This window comes from Pseudomonas morbosilactucae (assembly GCF_023241665.1).
Lineage (GTDB): Bacteria > Pseudomonadota > Gammaproteobacteria > Pseudomonadales > Pseudomonadaceae > Aquipseudomonas > Aquipseudomonas morbosilactucae.
In genome coordinates, this window is record NZ_JALQCX010000008.1 from 33,384 (window position 1) to 56,256 (window position 22,873).

At 63.1% G+C, this 22,873-nt stretch carries 15 protein-coding genes and 3 pseudogenes; 8 read left to right on the top strand and 10 right to left on the bottom strand.

All coding sequences use genetic code 11. The features are described from left to right. Positions 1-41: 41 nt before the first annotated feature. Both M1B35_RS04870 and nudC read left to right on the top strand, forming a co-directional pair. A complete protein-coding gene (locus tag M1B35_RS04870) occupies positions 42-854 on the top strand; it encodes a crotonase/enoyl-CoA hydratase family protein (protein ID WP_268261376.1) in 813 nt (270 codons plus the stop codon). Between the two features lie 6 nt (positions 855-860). Continuing rightward, on the top strand, positions 861-1,691 hold the full coding sequence (gene nudC / locus M1B35_RS04875) for an NAD(+) diphosphatase (protein ID WP_268261377.1): 831 nt from the start codon (positions 861-863) through the stop codon (positions 1,689-1,691). Here nudC and M1B35_RS04880 read toward each other — a convergent pair. Together M1B35_RS04880 and M1B35_RS04885 are read right to left on the bottom strand one after the other, a co-directional pair. Continuing rightward, the gene (locus M1B35_RS04880) at positions 1,659-2,438 is read right to left on the bottom strand and encodes a TSUP family transporter (RefSeq protein WP_268261378.1); all 780 of its coding nucleotides are present in this window, start codon (positions 2,436-2,438) and stop codon (positions 1,659-1,661) included. The genes nudC and M1B35_RS04880 overlap by 33 nt on opposite strands. Positions 2,439-2,941: 503 nt before the next feature. After that, positions 2,942-4,176: pseudogene (locus tag M1B35_RS04885) on the bottom strand (acyl-CoA dehydrogenase family protein). 346 nt (positions 4,177-4,522) lie between these two features. Between M1B35_RS04885 and sfnG the strand changes: the two are divergent. Further along, on the top strand, positions 4,523-5,617 hold the full coding sequence (gene sfnG, locus M1B35_RS04890; protein WP_123333396.1) for a dimethylsulfone monooxygenase SfnG: 1,095 nt from the start codon (positions 4,523-4,525) through the stop codon (positions 5,615-5,617). A gap of 403 nt (positions 5,618-6,020) precedes the next feature. Beyond that, positions 6,021-7,364, top strand: a complete 1,344-nt coding sequence (gene pssA, locus M1B35_RS04895) for a CDP-diacylglycerol--serine O-phosphatidyltransferase (protein WP_123333392.1) — start codon at positions 6,021-6,023, stop codon at positions 7,362-7,364. Positions 7,365-7,408: 44 nt separating this feature from the next. On the opposite strand, the gene M1B35_RS04900 is transcribed toward pssA, so the two are convergent. From M1B35_RS04900 to M1B35_RS04935, 8 genes and pseudogenes are all read right to left on the bottom strand, one after another. Next, positions 7,409-8,632: an MFS transporter gene (locus M1B35_RS04900; protein ID WP_268261379.1), complete on the bottom strand. Its 1,224-nt coding sequence runs from the start codon at positions 8,630-8,632 to the stop codon at positions 7,409-7,411. 243 nt (positions 8,633-8,875) lie between these two features. Then, positions 8,876-9,700: an iron uptake system protein EfeO gene (efeO, locus tag M1B35_RS04905; protein ID WP_123333388.1), complete on the bottom strand. Its 825-nt coding sequence runs from the start codon at positions 9,698-9,700 to the stop codon at positions 8,876-8,878. A 26-nt stretch (positions 9,701-9,726) separates the two neighbouring features. Continuing rightward, the gene (gene efeB, locus M1B35_RS04910; RefSeq protein ID WP_268261380.1) at positions 9,727-11,037 is read right to left on the bottom strand and encodes an iron uptake transporter deferrochelatase/peroxidase subunit; all 1,311 of its coding nucleotides are present in this window, start codon (positions 11,035-11,037) and stop codon (positions 9,727-9,729) included. Between the two features lie 18 nt (positions 11,038-11,055). Beyond that, positions 11,056-12,255 carry an iron uptake system protein EfeO gene (efeO, locus tag M1B35_RS04915; RefSeq protein WP_268261381.1) on the bottom strand — a complete coding sequence of 400 codons (1,200 nt, stop codon included), beginning with the start codon at positions 12,253-12,255 and terminating at the stop codon, positions 11,056-11,058. A gap of 8 nt (positions 12,256-12,263) precedes the next feature. Next, positions 12,264-13,111 (bottom strand): annotated as a pseudogene (gene efeU, locus M1B35_RS04920) (iron uptake transporter permease EfeU). A 431-nt stretch (positions 13,112-13,542) separates the two neighbouring features. Beyond that, positions 13,543-14,448, bottom strand: a complete 906-nt coding sequence (locus M1B35_RS04925) for an AraC family transcriptional regulator (protein ID WP_123334466.1) — start codon at positions 14,446-14,448, stop codon at positions 13,543-13,545. Between the two features lie 284 nt (positions 14,449-14,732). Then, positions 14,733-16,031 (bottom strand): glycosyltransferase, encoded by a 1,299-nt coding sequence (locus M1B35_RS04930; protein ID WP_268261382.1) that lies wholly within the window; start codon positions 16,029-16,031, stop codon positions 14,733-14,735. Positions 16,032-16,131: 100 nt separating this feature from the next. Further along, positions 16,132-16,491 (bottom strand): response regulator, encoded by a 360-nt coding sequence (locus tag M1B35_RS04935; protein WP_123333378.1) that lies wholly within the window; start codon positions 16,489-16,491, stop codon positions 16,132-16,134. Between the two features lie 262 nt (positions 16,492-16,753). Here M1B35_RS04935 and M1B35_RS04940 point away from each other — a divergent pair, with 262 nt between their 5' ends. The 4 genes and pseudogenes from M1B35_RS04940 (at position 16,754) to M1B35_RS04955 (ending at position 22,854) form a co-directional block, all read left to right on the top strand. After that, a complete protein-coding gene (locus tag M1B35_RS04940) occupies positions 16,754-20,245 on the top strand; it encodes a response regulator (RefSeq protein ID WP_123333376.1) in 3,492 nt (1,163 codons plus the stop codon). Further along, on the top strand, positions 20,245-21,060 hold the full coding sequence (locus M1B35_RS04945) for a CheR family methyltransferase (protein WP_268261383.1): 816 nt from the start codon (positions 20,245-20,247) through the stop codon (positions 21,058-21,060). The genes M1B35_RS04940 and M1B35_RS04945 overlap by 1 nt, the downstream gene beginning before the upstream one ends. Continuing rightward, positions 21,057-21,662: a chemotaxis protein CheB gene (locus tag M1B35_RS04950; RefSeq protein WP_123333372.1), complete on the top strand. Its 606-nt coding sequence runs from the start codon at positions 21,057-21,059 to the stop codon at positions 21,660-21,662. The genes M1B35_RS04945 and M1B35_RS04950 overlap by 4 nt, the downstream gene beginning before the upstream one ends. Further along, positions 21,656-22,854 (top strand): annotated as a pseudogene (locus M1B35_RS04955) (hybrid sensor histidine kinase/response regulator). Before M1B35_RS04950 ends, M1B35_RS04955 begins: the two are co-directional and overlap by 7 nt. Positions 22,855-22,873 lie beyond the last annotated feature (19 nt).

The window sequence follows — 22,873 nt, forward strand, 5'->3', positions numbered from 1 at the left end:
ATAGTTCGGGCCTTCTTTTTACCCCGTCAAGGATCGCTGCCATGTCCGAATATCAAGCTTTTCGCGTTGAACTCGCCGATAAAATCGCCCATGTGCAGATCAATCGTCCGGACAAAATCAACGCCATGAACGCGGCGTTCTGGAGCGAGATCGTCGATATTTTCCGCTGGATCGACGACACCGACGAAGTCCGGGTGGTGGTGCTCAGCGGTGCGGGCAAACATTTTTCTTCCGGCATCGACCTGATGCTGCTGGCCGGCGTGGCCAATGAACTGGGCAAGGACGTGGGCCGTAACGCTCGCCTGCTGCGCCGCAAGATCCTGCAACTGCAGGCTTCGTTCAACGCCGTGGACAACTGCCGCAAGCCAGTATTGGCGGCCATCCAGGGCTATTGCCTGGGCGGTGCCATCGACCTGATCAGTGCCTGCGACATGCGTTATGCCGCTGCCGACGCGCAGTTCTCGATCAAGGAAATCGATATCGGCATGGCCGCCGACGTCGGCACACTGCAACGTTTGCCGCGTATCATCGGCGACGGCATGCTGCGTGAACTGGCTTACACTGGCCGCACCTTCGACGCCGCTGAAGCGCAGCGCATCGGCTTGGTCAATGCCACCTACGACGACGCCGCCCAGTTGCTGGAAGGGGTCATGGGCATTGCCCGAGAGATCGCCGCCAAGTCGCCGATCGCCATCGCCGGCACCAAGGAAATGCTCAGCTACATGCGCGACCACCGGATCGACGACGGTCTGGAGTACGTCGCCACCTGGAACGCCGCCATGCTGCAATCCAACGACTTGCGCGTGGCCATGGCCGCCCATATGAGCAAACAGAAACCCGAATTTCTGGATTGATTGACTATGACTTCACGCTGGACCACCGCAGTACTGGACACCGCAACACCGGGCGGCTGGGCTGTAGCCCGCAGCCGCGAAGGTTTTCTGTTCGACGACAACGGCGCGCTGTTTCCCCGCGAGTGGCTCAAGCGCCAGGACCTGTCGGTCCTGGCCGAGCATGGCATCGGCCATCTGGACGGTGAGCCGGTGTATTTGCTGGAACTCAAGAGCCCCGGGGACGTGCCCGGTTGCGGCTGGAAGGGCCTGCGGGCCTTTATGCTCGAAGGCGACCACACCCTGTACAAAGTCCTGGGCTACGCCGCGCAGATTGGCACCTGGGCCCGGGAGCATCGGTTCTGTGGCAGTTGCGGCCAGGCCATGGTCCAGGTGCCGCGGGAGCGCGCCATGTACTGCGAACCCTGCGACCTGCGCAGCTACCCACGGATTTCGCCGAGCATGATCGTGCTGGTGACCCGTGGCGACGAGATCCTCCTGGCCCGTTCGCCACGCTTTGTCAGCGGGGTCTACAGCACCCTGGCCGGTTTTGCCGAGCCGGGGGAGTCTGCCGAGGACTGCCTGGTCCGCGAAGTGCGTGAGGAAGTGAGTGTCGAGGTGCGCAACATCCAGTACGTGGGCAGCCAGTGCTGGCCGTTCCCGCACTCGATGATGCTGGGGTTTCACGCCGAGTACGCCAGCGGCGAGATCGTGCCCCAGGAGGACGAGATCGAGGACGCCCAGTGGTTCAACATCCACCAGTTGCCGCCGTTGCCGGCGTCACGCTCGATTGCCCGCTACCTGATCGACCTCTACGTGGCCCGTCGTTTAGGCCACGCTGAACCAGTGCTGCCAGGCTAAGCGCACCGTCAGGCCCAGGACCACAGTGATAAACACCGGTCGGATGAACTTCGCACCGCCGCTGATGGCGGTGCGAGCACCGAAGAACGCGCCGACCATCACCGACAGGCCCATGCTCAGGCCGATAATCCAGTCCACTTGCCCGGAAAACACAAACACCGACAGCGCCGCGATGTTGCTGACGAAGTTCATGCTGCGCGCCACACCGCTGGCCTTGACCAGGTCGATGGGGTAGAGCAGCAGGCTGCTGACGGTCCAGAACGCACCGGTGCCGGGGCCGGCCACGCCGTCATAGAAGCCCAGGCTGAAGCCCTGGGTGGATTGCCACTTCTTCTTGATCGGGGCGTCGCTGTCCAGGGGCGCCTTGGGCGTGCCGCCGAACAACAGGTACAGGCCGCAGGCGAACACGATCACCGGGAGCATCTTGTTCAGCCACTCGGCAGGCAGGTAATGGGCAACCACGGCGCCGGTCAGCGCGCCCACCAGGGTGCCGACAATCGCGTGCATCCACTGCTTGGGGTGGAACAGCTTGCGTCGGTAGAAGGTGAAGCTGGCGGTGGCCGAGCCGAAGGTCGAACTGAGTTTGTTGGTGCCCAGCACCAAGTGCGGTGGCAGCCCGGCAGTGAGCAGGGCGGGGGTGGTGAGCAAGCCACCGCCGCCGGCAATGGCGTCGATGAAACCGGCAACAAAAGCCACAAGGGCGAGGATGGCGAGGGTGGTCAGGTCTACGCTGAGTTCAAAAGGCATGGGGTCGGCTTATATCGGCGAGGGCGCAGGACGGGCTGCGCGAAAGGCCGACATATTACCCGCAACCCCGCCCCCTGTGCGACCGTCGCAACCCCATCAAAAAACAGACCCCGCGCTTTTTCCTGCACCCTTGATACGTGCCCCGGCCCGCCCCTATGTAGGAGCCGGCTTGCCGGCGATAAGGCCCTCAAGACGTGCGCCAGGCTTGATGCCGCGATCGCTGGCAAGCCAGCTCCTACGGAGGCCGCCGCAGACTATGGAACCACCGCCGCTCTTTGTGTGGGAGCCGGCTTGCCGGCGATAAGGCCCTCAAGACGTGCGCCAGGCTTGAGACCGCGATCGCTGGCAAGCCAGTTCCTATGGAGACCGCCGCAGCCTATGGAACCACCGCCGCTCTTTGTGTAGGAGCCGGCTTGCCGGCGATAAGGCCCCCAAGACGTGCGCCAGGCTTGATGCCGCTATCGCAGGCAAGCCAGCGCCTACGGAGATCACCGTCAGTGCGGTTAACGTTGCGGACCGTTGCCGATCTGCCAGACGAATGGCGGTTCGGTGCCGTTGATTGTCCAGTCGCCGACAATCCGTGCCTTGTAGATCACCGGGTTGTGGGACGACACGGTGCGCGCGTTGCGCCAATGGCGGTCCAGGGATTTGCCTTGGCGAATGTCCGAAGCGCCCAAGGCATTGAACAGCTCGGTGGTGGCACGCTGAATCAGCTCGGTCACCACCACTTGGGCGGTGGCCGACTCCAGCTCGGCGTCCACATTCGCCGCGTGCTCCACTGCCGCATCCCCGGAAAAGCGCGCCACATAGGCCCGTTGCGCCGGTTGTGCCGCGCGCACGGCGGCGGCTTCGGCGGCGTACACCAGGGCCGCGACTTCCCCGACCACTTGTTGCACCTGGGCGTCTTCGCTGACCCGCGGCGCGTTGCCGTGACTGTAGATGCGTTTGCGCTCGCGCACTTCCCGGGCCACGTCATTCAGCGCAGCGCGACCGATACCGGCCAGGCTGGCCAGCAACACCAGTTGGTAGAAGGCCGTTTGGTATTTGAAGCGGGTGGCGAAGTCGATGACGTTCTCGGCGTCCACTTCGGCGTCGGTAAAGCGCGAGGTGCCGCTGCCGGTGGTGCGTTGGCCGAAACCGTCCCAATCGTCGCTCTGCACGATGCCCGGCTGGCGGGTGCGCACGGCAGCGATCACGTCGCGCCGGTGTCGCTGCGTTGAGCGTAAACGTCGATCCAATCGGAGAAAATGCTCCCTGTGCTGTAGAACTTCTCGCCATTGAGTTTCCACTTGTCACCGTCCGGCGACACCTTGGTGATCACGTCGCCAATGGCCACGCTGCCGATTTCGGTCCAGGCGCACCCAACGATGTCACCGCCGACAAAACGTTTGAACCAGACATCCCGCGCCGGCCCCGGGGCGGCGTTGAGCCGGTCCTCGGCAAAGGCGAAGTGCCCGCGCAAGGCTTGCGGCACATTGGAGTCGGCCTCGGCCAGCTCGATCAGCAACTGGAACAGCTGGGGCAGGGAGGCGCCGCCACCGCCGTATTCCACGGGAATGCGCACGGCACCAAAGCCTGCGTCCTTGAGCCACTGGATCGGCTCGTAGGGCAGGCTGCGGCTTTGTTCACGCTCCACCGCACCGGCAGCGATGCGCTTGAAGATCGGACGGAAACCCTCGGCCAGCGTCTCGTAGTCGACGCCCACGGACAGTGGGTTGATTACCTGGTGTTCGGTCATGAAACAGCTCCTCGAGTCGGCAGTAAAAACGTTGCAGGTGCCGAGGGGGATTGCACAGTCCATGCCGAAGCGCATAGTGCCGGTTTTACGGGGGGCGACAGTGGTTGTGGGCCGGGCAACTGTTGGCGAGGCAACAGTTGTTCAACAAATCGCTGGATTTCTGGATTCGCCGTTCAGGTTCGATTGTTATTCAGGGCCTGGCCCGGCCGTTCTGGGTAAACCGCTTCGCAGCCCTTTAGAACAGGCCTTGCAGCGTACTGGACGCTGGCGGACGGGGCGTCTTAGGCAGGCTGGCACGCTTGCTGCTCTGCTACTCCCACCTTCCCCAAGTCCCGAGGACCTAACAATGAGTCAGCAAGCCGTCAAATTTGCCTACTGGGTGCCCAACGTCAGCGGCGGGCTGGTGGTGAGCAAGATCGAGCAGCGCACCCACTGGGGCATCGACTACAACCGCAAGCTGGCGCAACTGGCTGAAGAGGCCGGCTTCGAGTACGCCCTGACCCAGATCCGCTTCACCGCCGGCTACGGCGCCGAGTTCCAGCATGAGTCGGTGGCTTTCAGCCACGCCTTGCTGGCCGCCACCAGCAAACTGAAAGTGATTGCCGCGATCCTGCCCGGCCCTTGGCAACCGGCCCTGGCGGCCAAGCAACTGGCGACCATCGATCAACTGACCAATGGCCGCATCGCCGTGAACATTGTCAGCGGCTGGTTCAAGGGCGAGTTCCAGGCCATCGGCGAACACTGGCTGGAGCACGATGAGCGCTATCGCCGTTCCGAAGAGTTCATTCGCTCCCTGCGGGGCGTCTGGAGCCAGGACAACTTCACCTTCAAGGGCGACTTCTACCGCTTCGACAACTACAGCCTGAAACCCAAGCCCCTGGGCCAGCCGGAAATCTTCCAGGGCGGCAGCTCCCGCGCAGCCCGGGACATGGCGGCGCGGGTATCGGACTGGTACTTCACCAACGGCAACACCCCGGAAGGCATCAAGGCCCAGGTCGATGACATTCGTACCAAGGCTGCGGCCAATAACCACTCGGTCAAAGTGGGGGTCAACGCCTTTGTCATCGCCCGCGACACCGAAGAGGAAGCGCGCGCCGTGCTGGCGCAGATCATCGACCAGGCCGACCCCGAGGCGGTGAATGCCTTTGGCGACGCCGCCAAGCAAGCCGGCAAGGCGTCACCGGAAGGCGAGGGCAACTGGGCCAAATCGACCTTTGAGGACCTGGTGCAATACAACGACGGCTTCAAGACCAACCTGATCGGCACGCCTCAGCAGATCGCCGAGCGCATCGTCGCCTTGAAAGCCGTGGGCGTGGACCTGGTGCTGGCGGGCTTCCTGCACTTCCAGGAAGAAGTGGAGTACTTCGGCAAACGCGTGCTGCCGCTGGTGCGTGAACTGGAAGCCAAGGCCCAGGCCAAGGCCCAAGAAGTCGCCGCCTGACCCTGCACGCTAAATCCATGTAGGAGCTGGCTTGCCAGCGATGGCGATTTCAACGGCGCTGCAAGCCTCAAGCCTCAAGCCTCAAGCTACAAGAAGCCGGTTCCTACAAAAATACTGTGATGCTGTGACATGTCTCTTGTAGGAGCTGGCTTGCCAACGATGGCGGTTTTAAGGGCGCTGCAAGTCTCAAGCTTCAAGCTACAAGAAGCCGGTTCCTACAAAAATACCGTGGTGCTGAGACATGCCTCCGTAGGAGCTGGCTTGCCAGCGATGGCGATTTTAAGGGCGCTGCAATTCTCAAGCTTCAAGCTACAAGATACAAAAAGAGGGGGTGGGTGGGTTATGAATGCCGGTCCATGGTGTAAGCTCTTGCGCTCTTTGGATTCGACCCACTGCGAGCCCTATGCCGTCGCTTTTCAAACGCTCTCTGTTGCCCAAACTGCGCAGCTTTCCCCTGGCTGCCGACGCCTTGTCCATCCTCTCCGGTGCCGCCGAGTTCCGCCGCTGCCTGCTGGAGAAGATCCCTCAGGCCACGCAGCGCATCTATATTGTCGCCCTGTACCTGCAGCAGGATGAAGCCGGCCAGGAAATCCTCGATGCCCTGCACGCCGCGAAGGCTGCACGCCCCGAGTTGGACATTGTGGTGGTGGTGGACTGGCTGCGGGCCCAGCGGGGCCTGATTGGCGCCGGCAAGCAGCCGGGCAACTCGGCCTGGTACCAGGAGATGACCCGCACCCACGCCAGCGAAGTGCCGGTGTACGGCGTACCGGTGCAGACCCGGGAGCTGTTCGGGGTATTGCACCTCAAGGGCTTTGTGATCGATGACTGTGTGATCTACAGCGGCGCCAGCCTGAACAACGTGTACCTGCACAAGTTCGACAAGTACCGGTACGACCGCTATCACCTGTTGCACAACCAGGCCCTGGCCGACTCCATGCAGCACCTGATTCAGCACGGCCTGGTGGAGTCCCGGGCGGTGCATCGCCTGGACCTGCCGAACCTGCCCAGCACCCGCAGCCTGCGCAATGACATCGGTGACTTGCGCAGCCGCTTGAAGCACGCGGCCTATGACACCAGCGCCGGTGGCGTGCTCAAGGGCGAGCTGTCGGTCAGCCCGCTGCTTGGCGTGGGCAAGAACAACCCCCTGAGCCGGGTGATCTGCGAGCTGATTGCCAGCGCCCAGCAGCAACTGACCATCTGCACCCCGTACTTCAACCTGCCGCTGCCGGTGACCCGTGAGGTCAACCGTGCCCTGGCCCGTGGGGTGAAGATCGACATCATCGTCGGTGACAAGACCGCCAACGACTTCTACATTCCGCCCAGCGAGCCGTTCAAGGTGATCGCTGCGCTGCCTTACCTCTACGAGATCAGCCTGCGGCGCTTTGCCAAGCGTCATCAGCGGATGATCGACAGTGGCCAGTTGAACCTGCACCTGTGGCGCGACGGCGACAACACCTACCACCTCAAGGGCATGTGGGTCGATCAGCGCTACACCTTGCTCACCGGCAACAACCTCAACCCGCGGGCGTTCCGCCTGGACCTGGAAAACGCCTTGCTGCTCGACGACCCCAAGGGTGAGTTGCTGGAACCGCGCCAGCGTGAGCTGACAGAGATCTTCGAGCACACCCGGCGCATCGAGCATTTCCAGAACCTGGAGACCCTGGTGGACTACCCAGAGGCCGTGGGCAAGTTCCTGCGGCGGGTCAGTCGGGTGCGGATCGAGCGTTTGCTCTACCGCATTCTCTGAAACAAAAAACGGCGCCTCAGGGCGCCGTTTTTTTTTGCATCAGGTCATCCGTTGACCTTTGGCTGGGGGGGGGGCTGGGGGGTTGGCCAGGCCGCCACCAGCAACAGCAGCACGGCGGCGATCAGGTAGGGCAGGCGCGGTTCGATGGCGTAGATCAGGGTCCCGGCCAGTGGGCCAATCACTGTGCCCAGGCCTTGGGCGGCGCCGATGGAGCCGGCAGTCGCCCCTTGCTCCGAGGCTTCCACGGCGTTGGCCGCCAGGGCCGAGAAGGACGGGAAGATACCGCCCATGCCCGCCGCCGAAACAAAGAACGCCAGCCACAGGCCCCAGGCCTGGTCTGCGAGGATGCTCCCGGCATAACCGCTGGCGGCCACCAGGGCGCCGACGCGGATCATGCGCAGCGGCGGCCATTCCAGCTTGCGCACCACCAGTTGTGCGCAAATCAGTGCCACACCGACCATGGTCAGGGCGATGCCTGCGGTTTGCGCGGCTTCGGCGGGGCCCATGCCCAGGCGGTCCAGGGCATAGAAGCTGACGGTGATCTGGGCGATGGACACGCACAGCATGGCGACAAAGGCCACGGTCATCGGCCGGCGCAGGCGCGGATCGCCCAGGCGCACCGCTTGCGGCGGTTGCCTCAGGTGCAACTCTTGCTGGGGCAGCTTGAACCACAACACAACAAAGGCCAGCAACGGCAGGATGGCCATGGCGTAGAACGGCAGGCTCATGCTGTAGCGCGCCAGCAGCGCGGCGATTGCCGGCCCCAGGACCAGGCCGCAGGCGTTGGCGGCGCCCAGGGTGGCCATGGCCCGGGCCCGGTGTTGCGGTTCGACGTTGTCGGCAATCAGGGCAAAACCGCCCACCGGCACCGCCGCATAGAACACGCCCACCAAGCCGCGCCCGAGCATGATGCCGATAAAGGACAGCGCCACACTGGGCAGCCATTGCAGGGACAAGTCGATAAACACACAGAGCGCCCAATAGGCCAGGGTGAAGCCCGCGGTGCCAACCAGCAGCACTCGGCGGCGGCCGAAGCGGTCGCTGGCCCGGCCCCAGGGGCGGGCCAACAAAACCCAGATCATCCCCGACACGGTGACCGCGGCGCCGGCTTGCCAGGTCGCCAGGCCTAGCACCCGGGAAATCGGGCCGATCATCGAGACGAAGGCCATCAAGGCCATGGTGCAGGCCATGTAGGCGGCCATCAGTGGGTAGAGTTTGAACGGCGGGGCGGTCAGCGGCTGAGTGGTGGTGGCCGTTGAACTGGGCATATGGATCTTCCATGACAGGCGGGATATCCCGACGTTATAGAGGGAACGAAGGGCGGCCCAGGTTTATTAGCGTCGGTGATAGTAGCTCAGTCGGGTGAGCTCGGGGGGCCTGGGAGTGTGAAGGGTTGTATGAGGGCTTGTGTGAGGCGAGCCAGGGCTCGATAGCGGCCCGGCAGCTCCAGCACAACGCGGTCGTTGGGTCAGGAGCTGCCGGGCCAGCTAGCCAGGTGTTGCGCTGCGGGGTCAGTTCAGGCCGAGCTTGCCGCGCAGTGTGGAGAGGTCTTCAGCCAGGGTGTTGACCGGGCCTACCAGGGCTTTGCGATCTTTGTCCTTGACCTTGTCGTAGGTCTGGAAGCCGCCGTCGGCGGTCTTGTACTTGGCCAGGATGGTGTTCACCGTGGCGAAGTTCTTGTCCACCTTGGCGACAAAGGCTTTGTCCTGCTTCTCGATCTGCGGACGGAACAGGTCGACGATTTTCTTCGCCCCGTCGATGTTGCCCTGGAAGTCATACAGGTCGGTGTGGCTGTAGCGGTCTTCTTCACCGGAGATCTTGGTGGCGGCGACTTCTTCCAGCAGGGCTGCGGCGCCGCCCACGACTTTTTCCGGCGGGAAGGTCAGGCCGGCCACGCGGGCCTGCAGGTCCTTGACGTCCTTGTCCAGGCCGTCGGCCAGGGCGCCCAGGCCTTGGGTGGTGTTTTCCGAGAACAGCGAGTACTCGATGCGGTGGAAGCCGGTGAAATCTTCGGCCTTGACGCCTTTTTCATGGTCGTCGACCCGGGAGTCGATGGAGGCGTCGAGGTCACTGAACAGTTCGGCGATCGGCTCGATCGACTCGTAGTAGACCCGGGTCGGCGCGTAGAGCTTCTTGGCGGTGGCCAGGTCGCCTTTCTTCACTGCGTCGGTGAACTGTTGGGTGTGGCTGGCCAGCTCATCGAGCTGCTCGGTCACGTAGATCTTGTAGTCCGAGATCGGCCCCACCAGCTCCAGGGGGGCGGTGGCGGCGAAGGCCGAAAGGGGAGCCTGGAGCAGGCCAAGGGTCAGCAACACAGCGAGAGGCGACTTTTTCATGGGGCTTTTCCGTGGGGGTTATGGTGTCAGGCAGTGGTTCTGGGGTGTGTGGCATCGAGCAGCGAACGGCCAATGAAATCCTGGCCACCGGTGACCCCCGGCAAGGTAAAGAAGTAACCGCCGCCCACCGGCTTGAGGTATTCCTCCAGCGGCTCACCGTTGAGGCGGGTCTGCACGGTGATAAAGCCTTTTTCCAGGTCGGCCTGGTAGCAGATAAACAGCAGGCCCATGTCCAGTTGGCCGTTCTTGTTGACCCCGTTGGAGTAGTTGAACGGCCGACGCAGGATCAGGTTGGCCTGGGTCGCGGCAGTGCGCGGGTTGGCCAGGCGGATGTGGGCGTCGAGCTTGGTCAGCTTGCCGTGGGGGTCCTTGGCGTAGTCCGGCACCTGGTGTTCCTGGCGGCCGTCCATGGGCGCGCCGGTGGTCTTGACCCGGCCGATGATGCTTTCCTGTTCCTGCAGCGGCGTGCGGTCCCAGCGTTCGACGAAGTTGCGGATGATCCGCACCGCCTGGTAGCTGCCATGGGCGGCCCAGGCCGGCTCGTCGCTGCCGGGCTGGACCCAGACGATCTGCTCCATGGCCTGGCGGTCGTTGGAGTCGGGGTTGGCCGAGCCATCGCGAAAGCCCAGGAAGTTGCGTGCGCTCTGGGCCGGTTGCCCGGGTTGGGTCGGCGCCTGGGGCGGTACGCTGCCTTCCTGCTTCCAGCGCACCAGCAGCAGGTCCGGAAGGTTTTTTACGATGTCGCGCAGGGCGTGGATGTTGCTGTCGGCGGTGTTGGCGCAGAACTGCAGGCTCAGGTCGCCGTGGCAGCAATCGGCTTCAAGGGCGTCATTGGGGAACCCCACCATGCGCGTCAGGCGCTTGGGTTTGGCGGATGCCAGGCCGAAGCGCTCGTCGAACAGCGACTCGCCCACTGACACGGTGATGGTCAGGTTGTCCGGGGTCACCACCGGGCCGAGGATGCCCGAATCCACGGGCGGCAGCTTGGGGTCGACCTGAGGCACCGGGCCGCCGGTCATGAGGAAGGCGATGCGCTCGTTGAGGGTGCGGAACAGGCGCTCCAGGTCGTCGCGGTCGCTGGCCAGCACATCGAAGGACACCAGCATGCCCGAGGCCGGGCGCGGGGTGACGATGCCGCTTTGGTGCTGGCCGTGGAAGTCATTGCGTTCCTGGGTCTTGTCGCTGCTGGGTGCCTCCGTGACCTGGGCCTGGGGGGCGGCCAGGGCCGGGCCGCTCAGGGCTGATCCGGCCAGGGCGACGCTGGCGGCGCCCATGCCCAGCAGCACGCGACGACGTTGTGGATTGAAGCTCGGTGAGGATTGATCTGAGTCGTTCATTTAACGTGGGTCTTCTGCTTAAAGGCCGGACAGGCCAAGGGCGGGATCGATTCCATCCAGTGCATCGGCCAGGGCCTTGGCCTGTTGGGCAATCTGTTGGCGCTGCGGGCTGCTGACGCGGTCGTACGACAGGTAGCCATTGGCATCGCGCAGGCTCTGTAGTTGGGTATCCAGGGCGCCGATGGCGGCGTCGACCTGGGGCAAAAGCTCGGCAGCGGACTTGGCCAGCAATGGGCGCAACAGGTCGATGACCTTGCGCGTGGTGTCCAGGTTGGCGGCAAAGCCGTTGAGGTCGATGTGGCTGTAACGCTCTTCTTCACCGCTCCCGGCACGTACCTCGGCGATGCTGCGCAGGCTGCGGGACACCACATTGACCAACTGCTCGGGCGGCAACGACTGGGCCAGCAACTGGGTCTTGAGGGTGGTGACATCCGTCAGCAGGCGCTGGGCCAGCGGCGTCAGGCCGTTCAGGTCGCGTTGCTGGAACAGGGCGTACTCCAGGCGATGGAAACCGCTGAAGGCCGGGTCCTGTTCGCGCTGCTCGAAATAGTCGGCGCGGGCGTTGATGGCGTTGTCCAGCTCGGCCAGGCGCTGGGCAGCAGGCGCCACGTGCTGGTAGGCGACGCGAGCCGGCAGGTAAAGTGCCTGGGCCTGCTGCAGGTCGCCGGCCGCGATGGCCTGTTGCAGGGCGGCCACGGCCTTGATCAGGGCGGTGCTCTGGCTGCTCAGGTAAACCCGGAACTCCGACAGCGGGCCGATAAAGGCCACCATCGACGGCCGCGCCTTGGCTTGGGCGTCGGACTCGGCAGTGGGCGTGACTTTCAAGGTGCCTCGCGGGTTGCTCAACAGGCCGCAGGTGATGGCGTAGTCGCCGGGTTGCAGGTTGGCGTTGATCACCTGGCTCAGCCCGGGGGCGATGTTTTCCCGCTCCTCGACCACCAGCACGCCGTCGAGAATTTCCCACTCCACCGCACGCTGGGAACGGTTGACGATGCGGAAGCTGGCGTGGCCGGCGGGTACGGTCAGGGCATTCGGTTCGCAGCTGTGGGGGTGGATGGTCACGGTGATTTCACCGGTGTGGGCCTGGCGTTTGCTGGCGGCCAGTTGCGAGGCGTAATAGAACAGCCCGCCGGCGGCGATCATCACGATCACCGAACCGGCTAGCGCCCAGCGCAGAGCGCGGGGTGGCGAGGCCTGGGGTGAGGCTTGCTGGGTCATGGGGAGCCTTACTGACTGGAAACGGAAGACGATGGGCCGGCGGCCTGGGCGGCGGGCCGGCTGGGCAGGAAGAACAGCACCAGGGTCACCGCCAGGTACAGCACATAGGCACCGAGGGTGCTGACGGTGGGCGCGTCCTGGTAACCGAACATGCCGGCCAGGACCGAGCCCAGCGGGCCGTCCATGGGCAGGCGGGCGCTGAAGTCGAAAAGCACGGTCTGCAAGTGGTTCCACACCCCGGCTTCATGCAGGGCTTGAACCGAGTTGGCAAGGATGCCGGCGGCCACCACCAGGATGAACAGCCCGGTCCAGCGGAAAAAGGCCCCCAGGTTGAGGCGCATGCTGCCGCTGTAGATCAGGAAACCGACAACGATGGCCAGCACCAAGCCGAGGAGGGCGCCGATGGGGGCGGCCGGGCCTTCGCTCTGCTGGAACACCGCCAGCAGGAAGAACACGGTTTCCAGGCCTTCCCGGGCGACGGCGAAGAACACCATGGCGATCAGCGCCGTGACCTGGTGTTTCGAACCGGTCAGGGCCTGGTCGAGGGACGCCTGCAGGGAGTGCTTGATGGAGCGCGCCACCTTGCGCATCCAGAACACCATGAGCTGAGAATCGCCACCGCCACCAGACCCACCAGGCCTTCGAACAATTCCTGCTGCTTCTGCGGGAACTCCGCGCTCATCAGCTCCAGGCCGCCCCCCACCAGCAGCGCCAGGGCTGCTGCGAGAAATACACCGATCCACACCGCCGGCATCCATTGGCCGCGGCCGGTCTGTTGCAGGTAACTGGCGATGATGCCAACGATAAGCGCGGCTTCAATGCCCTCGCGCAGCATGATCAGAAAGGGAACGAGCATTCAGCACCGCTAGGCAGATAGATAGGGTGCTAAGTTGTAACATAATGATACTCATTGCCAAATGGATATTATTGACATTCGCTGAACGAAAGCTGAACGGGTTTTATTTACCCCAACACCCACCGCAAACCCGTAGGAGCCGGCTTGCCGGCGATGGGCTTCGAGCCTTGTGCTGGGCTTGAGGACGCCATCGCTGGCAAGCCAGCTCCCAAAGGCGGTGCGGGCATGTTTTTTGTAGGAGCCGGCTTGCCGGCGATGGGGCTTCGAGTCTTATGGTGGGCTTGAGGACGCCATCGCTGGCAAGCCAGCTCCTACAGGGGCGGTGCGGGCATGTTTTTTTGTAGGAGCCGGCTTGCCGGCGATTTGGGCTTCGAGTCTTGTGCTGGGCTTTGAGGACGCCATCGCTGGCAAGCCAGCGCCTACAGGCGGGGTTAGACGCGGTTTTGTTCCGTGAGGCGCTGGACGGCCAGGCGGCGGTAGTGGGAGGGGGTCATGCCTTTGAGTTGCTGGAAGCGCCGATTGAAGTTGGAAATGTTGTTGAAGCCCGACTCGAAGCACACATCCGTCACCGGCTTGTCGCCGTCGGCCAGCAGTTCGCAGGATTTGCTGATTCGCAGGCGATTGACGAATTCGATAAAACAACGCCCCGTGGCCTGCTTGAACACCCGGGAAAAGTAGGTGGGTTTCATGCCCAGGTAATCGGCCACTTCTTCCAGGGGCAGTTCCCGGGCGTAGTGGGCAAAGATGTAGTCCACCGCGCGGTTGGTGCGGTCGACGTTGTGGTCGTCGGACAGTTGCGCGGTGGTCGCCCCGGACAGCAACTGGTAGTCATCGCAGCTCGCCAACAACTCCAGCAGGATGAAAAAGTGCCCAAGGCGGGTCACGCCGCTGGATTCGGCAATGCGCTGCATCAGCGGCATGGCCTGGGCGATGGTGCGCGGGCAGCGGAACTCGATGCCGTATTGGGCGCGTTCCAGCAGCGGCACGAGGTTCTTCAGTTCGGCAAAGACTTGCGCACCGCTGTCGAACAGCTCGTCGGTGAAGTTCACCAGCATGTCGCGCTTGGGCACCACTTCATCCTCGGCCACCTGGCTGATCCAGTTGTGGGGCAGGTTGGGGCCGGTGAGGAACAGGGTCTGGGGGTAGAAGTTGCCGATGTAGTCGCCAATAAACACCTTGCCCGAGCTGGCGACGATCAGGTGCAGTTCGTATTCCTTATGGAAGTGCCAGCGCACCAACGGGCAGGGAAAGCCGTGTTGGCGATAGATGATCGACAGGCCGTTGTGGTCGTCCATCAACTCGTAGGAGGGGTCAGTGATCTTGCCGGTTCGACTCATGGTGCGGGTCTGTTCTTGTTGTTGGCCCCGCTGATAATGCCTCGTGCCCCGCCCATGCACCAGTAGGAGCTGGCTTGCCAGCGAAGGCGTCTTCGAGGGCGATGCAAGGCTTGTGGGCCTCTTCGCCGGCGAGCCGGCTCCTACATGGAATTCGTCTGTCTGCCCCGTAGCAGCTGGCTTGCCAGCGAAGGCGTCTTCGAGAGCGATGCAAGGCTTGTGGGCCTCTTCGCCGGCAAGCCGGTTCCTACATGGCGTTTGCGTGTCTCGCCCCGTAGGAGCGGGGGTTATGGGGCGGGGCGGTTTTTCGCTTCGATCCATTGCGCCATGTATTGGGTGCTCTTGTGATGGTGGTGTCGCAGCATGGCGCCGGTGAAGTTGTCCCGGCGCAACTGCTCCAGGTGCTGGCGGCAGTCTTGCAGGCGCTGGATCAGCGCCGGGCCGTGGACTTGCTGGCGGTAGCGCGCCTCAAGCAACCGCCGGCCATCTGTCTGGGCCTGTTCCCACACCTGTTGGTCCTGATACAGGCGCACTGCCGCGGCCGCCAGGTCGCCGGCCGACTCGGCCACCGCGCCCGGCCAGGGCAGCCCATCCTGGGACATGGATTCACTGCCGATCGGCGTGGTGACGCTGGGGGTGCCGCAGAGCATGGCGTCCAGCAGCTTGCCCTTGATCCCCGCGCCAAAGCGCAGCGGTGCCAGGCAGATGCGCGCCGCAGACATCACCTGCAGGGCGTCTTCGGCCCAGTTCATGATGTGAAAGCCCTGGGCCGGGTTGTGCAGCGCCGCGGCCTTGGGCGGTGTGTAGGCACCATAGAGATGCAGTTGTGCCCCGGGCAGTTGCTGGCGGATCAGCGGCCACACACTGTTCTTCATCCACAGCACCGCGTCCCAGTTCGGCGCATGGCGGAAATTGCCGATGCTCAGGAAGTGGGCGCGTTCGGCAAAAGGGGTAAAGGCCTGTGGCAGCGGGTCCAGCATCAGCGGGCACCAGTGCAGCAAGGCCGCGGGCAACTTGAACTGTTGCTCCAGCAGCTGGATTTCGAACTCGGAGATCATCAGGTTCAGGTCGCAGCGGTAAATCGCCGCTATTTCCCGTTTGGCCAGGTCGGTGTCGGCCATCTGCTGGAATTCATCCGCCAGCGCCGGGGCAAACAGCTCGCTGAAATCGTCGCTGTCGTCGCTGGCCTTCAAACGGTCCTTGAGGCGCTGATGGCGGGCGTGCCGCAAGCATTGCAGGTCCGACGTCTCCAGCACTCGCAGGGCCGTGGGGCAATGCTGCTCGACCCGCCAGCCGAACTGCTCCTCCATCATGAACTGGTCGAACAGCACGATATCCGGGGCCAGTTCGGCGACAAAGCGGTCGAAGCTGCTGTTGTTGAGTTCGATGGGCTGTTCGTCGATGCCCAGTGCCGCGAGGTCCGCCTTGTGCTCGCCCTCATTGGCCGGGCTGCTGAACGTCAGGTCCCAGCCTTGGGCGAGAAAGGTTTCGAGAATTTGCATCATGTGCCCGCCGGCGGCGGAAGAGCGGGGTTCGGGCCAGACGTAACCAATGATCAGGACTTTGGTTGCGGCGGTCGGGCTCATGGCAGGCATTCCTGGAAACGGGCGGAGGGCTTAAAAAAGGGGCGCCATTAAACCACAGCACCGCGACCTCGGCGCCAGTGGTGTGCCCCTGGATCAAGCCCTAGCCGAGGATGCCGCGCACCTTGTCCCGCAGTTGATCGATGGAGAAGGGTTTGCCGATCACCGCCATGCCCGCCGGCACTTCGATGCTTTCGGCGTAGCCGCTGGCGAACAGCACTGGCAGTTGCGGGCGCAGCTCTCGGGCACGCAGGGCCAGTTCCTGGCCATTCATGCCGGGCAGGCCGACGTCGGTCATCAGCAGGTCGATGGTGTTTCCGGGGTTTTCCAGCTGCGCCAGGGCGGCCTCGCTGCCGTCGGCTTCCAGCACCGCGAAGCCCAGCTCTTCGAGCACATCGACAATCAACATACGCACGATGGCGTCGTCTTCGACGACAAGAATGGTGGACGGGCTGGCGGACATAGGAAAGCTCTCGAAAAAAGATGAAATCAATGGGCTGCGCTTGAGCGTAGGACCTTTTGCATGAGTAAGCCGCGGCCCATGACAAGTTCCCGAAGCTGTACAAAAAAACCGCCTTGTACAAGCGGCGGCAAGAATAACCGCTTCCTTGGGCTCGCGGCAGGGTGAAACATCAGGTTGCGCGAGTTTTGTTATAAAAAATGGCCGAACCTGTCGATTGTGGGGCAAACTTCGCTTCTTTTTGACTCCGCGCCAAGGCCTTCAAATGATCCGTCCGTCTTCGGTTGATGAACAGAGTTTCCGCAAGCTGCTGAGCCGCAACATCGGCCTGCCCCTTGGCGTGGGCGTGCTCAGTGCGGTGTTTTTCGTCTCGCTGATCACCTACCTGCTTTCGGTGATCCAGTGGGTGCAACACACTGACCGAGTGATCAACAACCTCAACGAGTCGGCGCGCCTGACCATCGACCTGGAAACCGGCATGCGCGGTTTCCTGATCACTGGCGACGAGCACTTCCTCGACCCCTATGAAGTGGCCAAGCCGCGAATCCTCAACGACTTGCGCGGCTTGCAGGAGCTGGTGGAGGACAACCCGCAACAGGTTGACCGCCTCCGGCGCCTGGAGGCCTTGCAGGTGGAGTGGAATAACTACGCCCAGGAAATGATTGAGCTGCGGCGGCAGAACGGCGACTACCGAGGGGCGATCCAGGCCGGGCGCGGCAAGCGCCTGACCGATGAAATCCGCAAGGAGTACGACGCTGCGGTGGCCATGGAGCAGCAGTTGCGCATCGACCGCAACCAAGGGGTCAGCCGCACCACGGTGTTCAGCGTGAGCCTGTACCTGATCTTTGTGATCGGCCTCAGTGCCTTGCTGGCCTACATCGGGCGGCGCGACCTGCTGGCGCTGTCCACCAGTTACAGCGACACCCTCGACACCCAGCAAAAGAGCGCCCGGCGCCTGGAACAACAGGCCTGGTTGCGCAATGGCCAGACTGAATTGGCCGAGCAGGTGCTGGGGCAGCTGTCGCTGAACCTGTTGGGGCGCAACATCTTGAAGTTCTGCGCCCAATACCTTGGCTCGCCCGTGGCGGCGCTGTACGTCCGCGAAGAGCATGGCGGTCTGCGCCGGGTAGCTGCGTATGGTTTCTCCCGAGAGCAGGAGCAACAGGACCAGACGATTTACAACGGCGAAGGCATTGTCGGCCAGTCGGCCCAGGAGCAACGGCTGATCCGCCTGGATGAGGTGCCGGGGGATTATTTCAAGGTCAGCTCGGGCCTCGGCGATGGTTCGCCTCGCAGCGTGCTGGTGGTGCCCACCACCGATGACGATCGGGTCAATGGGGTGATCGAACTGGGCTTCCTGCGGGCCCTGGACGACCGGGACGTGGAATTGCTGGAGCTGATTGCCGGCAACATCGGCACCTCCATCGAGGCCGCGCGCTACCGGCAGCGCCTGCAAGAGGTGTTGGCGGAAACCCAACAACTCAATGAAGAGCTGCAAGTGCAGCAGGAAGAACTTAAAACCGCCAACGAAGAGCTGGAAGAGCAATCGCGGATTCTCAAGGAGTCCCAGGCGCACTTGGAAACCCAGCAGGCCGAGTTGGAGCAGACCAACGAACAACTGGCGGAACAGGCCGATGCCTTGGCCGAGCAACGTGACGCCCTGGACACCAAGAACCGCGAACTCAGCGACGCCCAGGGCCTGCTTGAGGAGCGCGCCGCGGAGCTGCAGCGTTCGAGCAAGTACAAGTCGGAATTCCTCGCCAACATGTCCCACGAGCTGCGCACGCCCCTCAACAGCTCGTTGATCCTGGCCAAGTTGCTGGCCGAGAACCCCCACGACAACCTCAGCGCCGAGCAGGTCAAGTTTGCCGAGTCGATCTACAGCGCCGGCAATGACCTGCTGAACCTGATCAACGACATCCTCGATATTTCCAAGGTCGAGGCCGGCAAGCTGGAAGTGCGCCCGGAAAACACCAGCGTGCCACGCCTGGTGGAGGGCCTGCGGGGGCTGTTCCAGCCGCTGACCAGCAATAAGGGCCTGGGTTTCCAGGTGGAATTGCAGCCGGGGTCGCCGGCCACTTTGTTCACCGACCGCCAGCGCGTCGAGCAGATCCTCAAGAACCTGCTGTCCAACGCGGTGAAGTTCACCGAGCACGGCCAGGTCAGCCTGACCGTGGCGCGCAACCCGGGGGCTGGCATCGCCTTTGTGGTGCGCGATTCCGGTATCGGCATTGCTGCGGACCAGCAGCAGAGCATCTTCGAGGCCTTCCGCCAGGCCGATGGCACCACCAACCGGCGTTACGGCGGCACCGGTCTGGGCCTGTCGATTTCCCGTGACCTGGCGGCCTTGCTGGGCGGCTCCATCAGCGTCAGCAGCGAGCCGGGGCAGGGCAGTGTGTTCACCCTGGTGCTGCCGGAGCAGTACAGCGAAGCCGCCGAGCCGCAACCCCTGGCCGCAGCGCCGGTGGCATTGGTGGCACCGGTCGCCGTCAGTGTTGCACCCGCGCCAGTGGACGCCGCGCCGGTGGAGATTCCGCGTTTTGCCGATGACCGCGACAAGGCGCCGTTCAGCGGCCGCTGCATCCTGGTGGTGGAAGACGAGCCGAATTTCGCCCATATCCTCTTCGACCTGGCCCATGAACTGGGCTACCACTGCCTGGTGGCCCATGGCGCCGACGAGGGCTACAGCCTGGCCGAACGCTTTGTGCCGGATGCGATCCTGTTGGACATGCGCCTGCCGGACCACTCCGGGCTGACGGTGCTGCAACGCCTCAAGGAGCACGCCGGCACCCGGCACATCCCGGTGCACGTGATTTCCGTGGAAGACCGGGTCGAGGCCGCCATGCACATGGGCGCCGTGGGTTATGCGGTCAAGCCCACCACCCGCGAAGAACTCAAGGACGTGTTCGCCCGCCTGGAAGCCAAGCTGACGCAGAAGGTCAAGCGCGTGCTGCTGGTGGAAGACGACGACCTGCAACGCGACAGCATCGCCCGGTTGATCGGCGACGATGACATCGAGATCACCGCCGTCGGCCTGGCCCAGGACGCTCTGGACCTGCTGCGCGAGAACATCTACGACTGCATGGTCATCGACCTCAAGTTGCCGGACATGCTCGGCAACGATCTGCTCAAGCGCATGTCCACCGAAGACATCTGCTCCTTCCCGCCGGTGATCGTCTATACCGGGCGCAACCTGACCCGGGACGAAGAGGCTGAGCTGCGCAAGTACTCGCGCTCGATCATCATCAAGGGCGCGCGCTCGCCGGAGCGGCTGCTGGATGAGGTGACGTTATTTCTGCACAAAGTCGAATCCAAGCTGTCCCATGAACGGCAGAAGATGCTCAAGACCGCTCGCAGCCGCGACAAGGTGTTCGAGGGGCGCAAGATCCTTCTGGTGGATGACGACGTGCGCAACATCTTTGCCCTCACCAGCGCCCTGGAGCACAAGGGCGCGGTGGTGATCATCGGTCGCAACGGGCACGAAGCGATTGCCAAACTCAATGAGGTCGAAGACATCGACCTGGTGCTGATGGACGTGATGATGCCGGAGATGGACGGCTACGAGGCCACGATCGAAATCCGCAAAGACCCGCGCTGGCGCAAGCTGCCGATCATTGCGGTGACGGCCAAGGCCATGAAGGACGATCAGGAGCGCTGCCTGCAGGCCGGCTCCAACGATTACCTGGCCAAGCCGATCGACCTTGACCGTCTGTTTTCCCTTATCCGCGTCTGGTTGCCGAAGATGGAAAGAATCTAGTGGAACGCAATACCGAGATCGAACTGCGGTTGCTGATTGAAGCGATCTACCTCAAGTACAGCTACGATTTTCGTGATTACTCCGGCGCGTCGATCAAGCGCCGGGTCAACCACGCGTTGCGCCAGTTCGAGTGCAAGACCATCTCCGCGTTGCAGGAGCGGGTGCTGCACGACCCGGCGGCGTTCATGCAGTTGTTGCAATTCCTGACCATTCCGGTGAGCGAGATGTTTCGCGACCCCTCGCACTTCCTGGCCATCCGCCAGGAGGTGGTGCCGCTGCTCAAGACCTACCCTTCGATCAAGATCTGGATCGCCGGCTGTAGCACCGGGGAAGAGGTGTACTCCATGGCCATCCTGTTGCGTGAGGAAGGCTTGCTGGAACGCACCATCATCTACGCCACGGACATCAACCCCCACTCCCTGGACAAGGCCAAGCAGGGCATCTTTTCCCTGGAAAACATCCGCGCCTACACCCGCAATTACCAGCAGGCCGGCGGCAAGGCGTCCTTCGCCGACTACTACACGGCGGCCTACGACTACGCGATCTTCGACAAGAGCCTGCGGGACAACGTGACCTTTGCCGACCACAGCTTGGCGACGGACAGTGTCTTCTCAGAAACTCAGTTAATTTCGTGTCGTAATGTGTTGATTTACTTCAATAAAAAATTGCAGGATCGAGCCTTTGGTCTGTTCCATGAGTCCCTCTGCCACCGGGGTTTCCTGGTGCTGGGCAGTAAGGAAACCCTGGATTTTTCCGCCTACGGCAAGCAGTTCGAGCCCTTGGTCAAACAAGAACGGATCTACCGCAAGTCATGAGCCAGGGCAGCGTCGGGCCCAGTGCCCTGCCTCGAATCGAGGCCATTGTCGTCGGAGCCTCGGCCGGTGGGGTCGAGGCCCTGTTGCGAGTGTTCAGCGAATTTTCCGCGGGCTTTTGCCTGCCGGTGATCGTGGTCCTGCACCTGCCTGACGAGCGCCGCAGCCAGTTGGCCGAGGTCTTTGCCAGGCGCGTGGCGCTGCCGGTCAAAGAGGCCGAGGACAAGCAAACCATTGTTCCGGGCACCCTGTACTTTGCCGCCCCGGGTTATCACCTGTCGGTCGAGCAGGACCGCAGTCTGTCCCTGAGCCTGGAGGCGCGGGTGCACCATTCGCGCCCAGCCATCGACTACCTGTTCGAGTCCGCTGCCGATGCCTATGGTCCGGGGCTGGCCGCGGTGCTGCTGACCGGGGCCAATCAGGACGGAGCTGCGGGCCTGGCCCAGGTCAAGCGCCTGGGCGGCCTGACCATTGTCCAGGACCCTAAGGAGGCCCAGGTGTCGACCATGCCGCAAGCCGCCCTGGCGCTGCACCGTCCGGACTACATTCTCCCTTTGCACGGCATCAGCCGTCTGCTTGTCGAGCTGGAACGAATCGCATGTTAAGTCACATCCAAGCCAAGCTGCTGATCGTCGATGATCTGCCGGAAAACCTGCTGGCCCTCGAGGCGCTGATCAAGCGCGAGGACCGCCAGGTGTACAAGGCGCTGTCGGCCGACGAAGCGCTGTCGCTGTTGCTGCAGCACGAATTCGCCCTGGCGATCCTCGACGTGCAGATGCCGGGCATGAACGGTTTCGAGCTGGCCGAACTGATGCGCGGCACCGAGAAGACCAAGAACATCCCCATCGTCTTTGTCAGCGCCGCCGGGCGCGAGCTGAACTACGCCTTCAAGGGCTATGAAAGCGGCGCCGTGGACTTTCTCTACAAGCCCCTGGATATCCACGCGGTCAAGAGCAAGGTCAATGTGTTCGTCGAGCTCTATCGCCAGAGCAAGGCCATGAAGCAGCAGGTCGAGGCCTTGGAGCGCAGTCGTCGTGAACAGGAGGCGTTGCTCCAGCAGTTGCAGGCCGCCCAGGACGACCTGCAGCAGGCGGTGCGCATGCGCGATGACTTCATGTCCATCGTCGCCCATGAGGTGCGCACGCCCCTCAACGGCCTGATCCTGGAAACCCAGTTGCGCAAGATGCACCTGGCCCGGGAGAACGCCGCCGCGTTTTCCCTGGACAAGATGCACGCCATGGTCGATCGCGACGAGCGCCAGATCAAAAGCCTGATCCGCCTGATCGAGGACATGCTCGACATCTCGCGGATCCGCACCGGCAAGCTGTCGATCCGGCCTTCACATTTTGACCTGACCCAACTGGTACGCGGCTTACTCGACAACTTCGCGCCCCAGGTCGAGGCCGCCAACTCGTCCCTGAGCTTTCAGGGTGAGCAGCCGGTACACGGGCACTGGGACGAGTTCCGCATTGAACAGGTGATCTCCAACCTGCTGACCAACGCCCTGCGTTATGGCGCCAAGAGCCCGATCGAAGTACGGGTCTACAGCCAGGACGGCCAGGCGCGGGTGGAGGTCCGCGACCACGGGATCGGCATCAGCGAAGACAACCAGAAACGCATTTTCCAGCAGTTCGAGCGGGTGTCCGCCAGCCATGTGGCGGCGGGTTTGGGCCTGGGGCTGTTTATTTCCGAGCAGATTGTCGCGGCCCACGGCGCAGCATCAGCGTGGACAGCCGGATAGGCGAGGGCGCGTTGTTTTGCGTGTCGTTGCCGCTGGTACAAAACCCTGAAAAATAACGCAACCTCTGCGTGACCG

Excerpts from the sequence above, each read along its gene's own strand:
- M1B35_RS04950 (WP_123333372.1), top strand. The coding sequence starts at position 21,057 with ATGAGCCAGGGCAGCGTCGGGCCCAGTGCCCTGCCTCGAATCGAGGCC.
- M1B35_RS04925 (WP_123334466.1), bottom strand. The coding sequence starts at position 14,448 with ATGAGTCGAACCGGCAAGATCACTGACCCCTCCTACGAGTTGATGGAC.
- sfnG (WP_123333396.1), top strand. The coding sequence starts at position 4,523 with ATGAGTCAGCAAGCCGTCAAATTTGCCTACTGGGTGCCCAACGTCAGC.
- M1B35_RS04870 (WP_268261376.1), top strand. The coding sequence starts at position 42 with ATGTCCGAATATCAAGCTTTTCGCGTTGAACTCGCCGATAAAATCGCC.
- efeO (WP_123333388.1), bottom strand. The coding sequence starts at position 9,700 with ATGAAAAAGTCGCCTCTCGCTGTGTTGCTGACCCTTGGCCTGCTCCAG.
- efeO (WP_268261381.1), bottom strand. The coding sequence starts at position 12,255 with ATGACCCAGCAAGCCTCACCCCAGGCCTCGCCACCCCGCGCTCTGCGC.
- efeB (WP_268261380.1), bottom strand. The coding sequence starts at position 11,037 with ATGAACGACTCAGATCAATCCTCACCGAGCTTCAATCCACAACGTCGT.
- pssA (WP_123333392.1), top strand. The coding sequence starts at position 6,021 with ATGCCGTCGCTTTTCAAACGCTCTCTGTTGCCCAAACTGCGCAGCTTT.
- M1B35_RS04935 (WP_123333378.1), bottom strand. The coding sequence starts at position 16,491 with ATGTCCGCCAGCCCGTCCACCATTCTTGTCGTCGAAGACGACGCCATC.
- M1B35_RS04940 (WP_123333376.1), top strand. The coding sequence starts at position 16,754 with ATGATCCGTCCGTCTTCGGTTGATGAACAGAGTTTCCGCAAGCTGCTG.
- M1B35_RS04930 (WP_268261382.1), bottom strand. The coding sequence starts at position 16,031 with ATGAGCCCGACCGCCGCAACCAAAGTCCTGATCATTGGTTACGTCTGG.
- M1B35_RS04900 (WP_268261379.1), bottom strand. The coding sequence starts at position 8,632 with ATGCCCAGTTCAACGGCCACCACCACTCAGCCGCTGACCGCCCCGCCG.
- nudC (WP_268261377.1), top strand. The coding sequence starts at position 861 with ATGACTTCACGCTGGACCACCGCAGTACTGGACACCGCAACACCGGGC.
- M1B35_RS04880 (WP_268261378.1), bottom strand. The coding sequence starts at position 2,438 with ATGCCTTTTGAACTCAGCGTAGACCTGACCACCCTCGCCATCCTCGCC.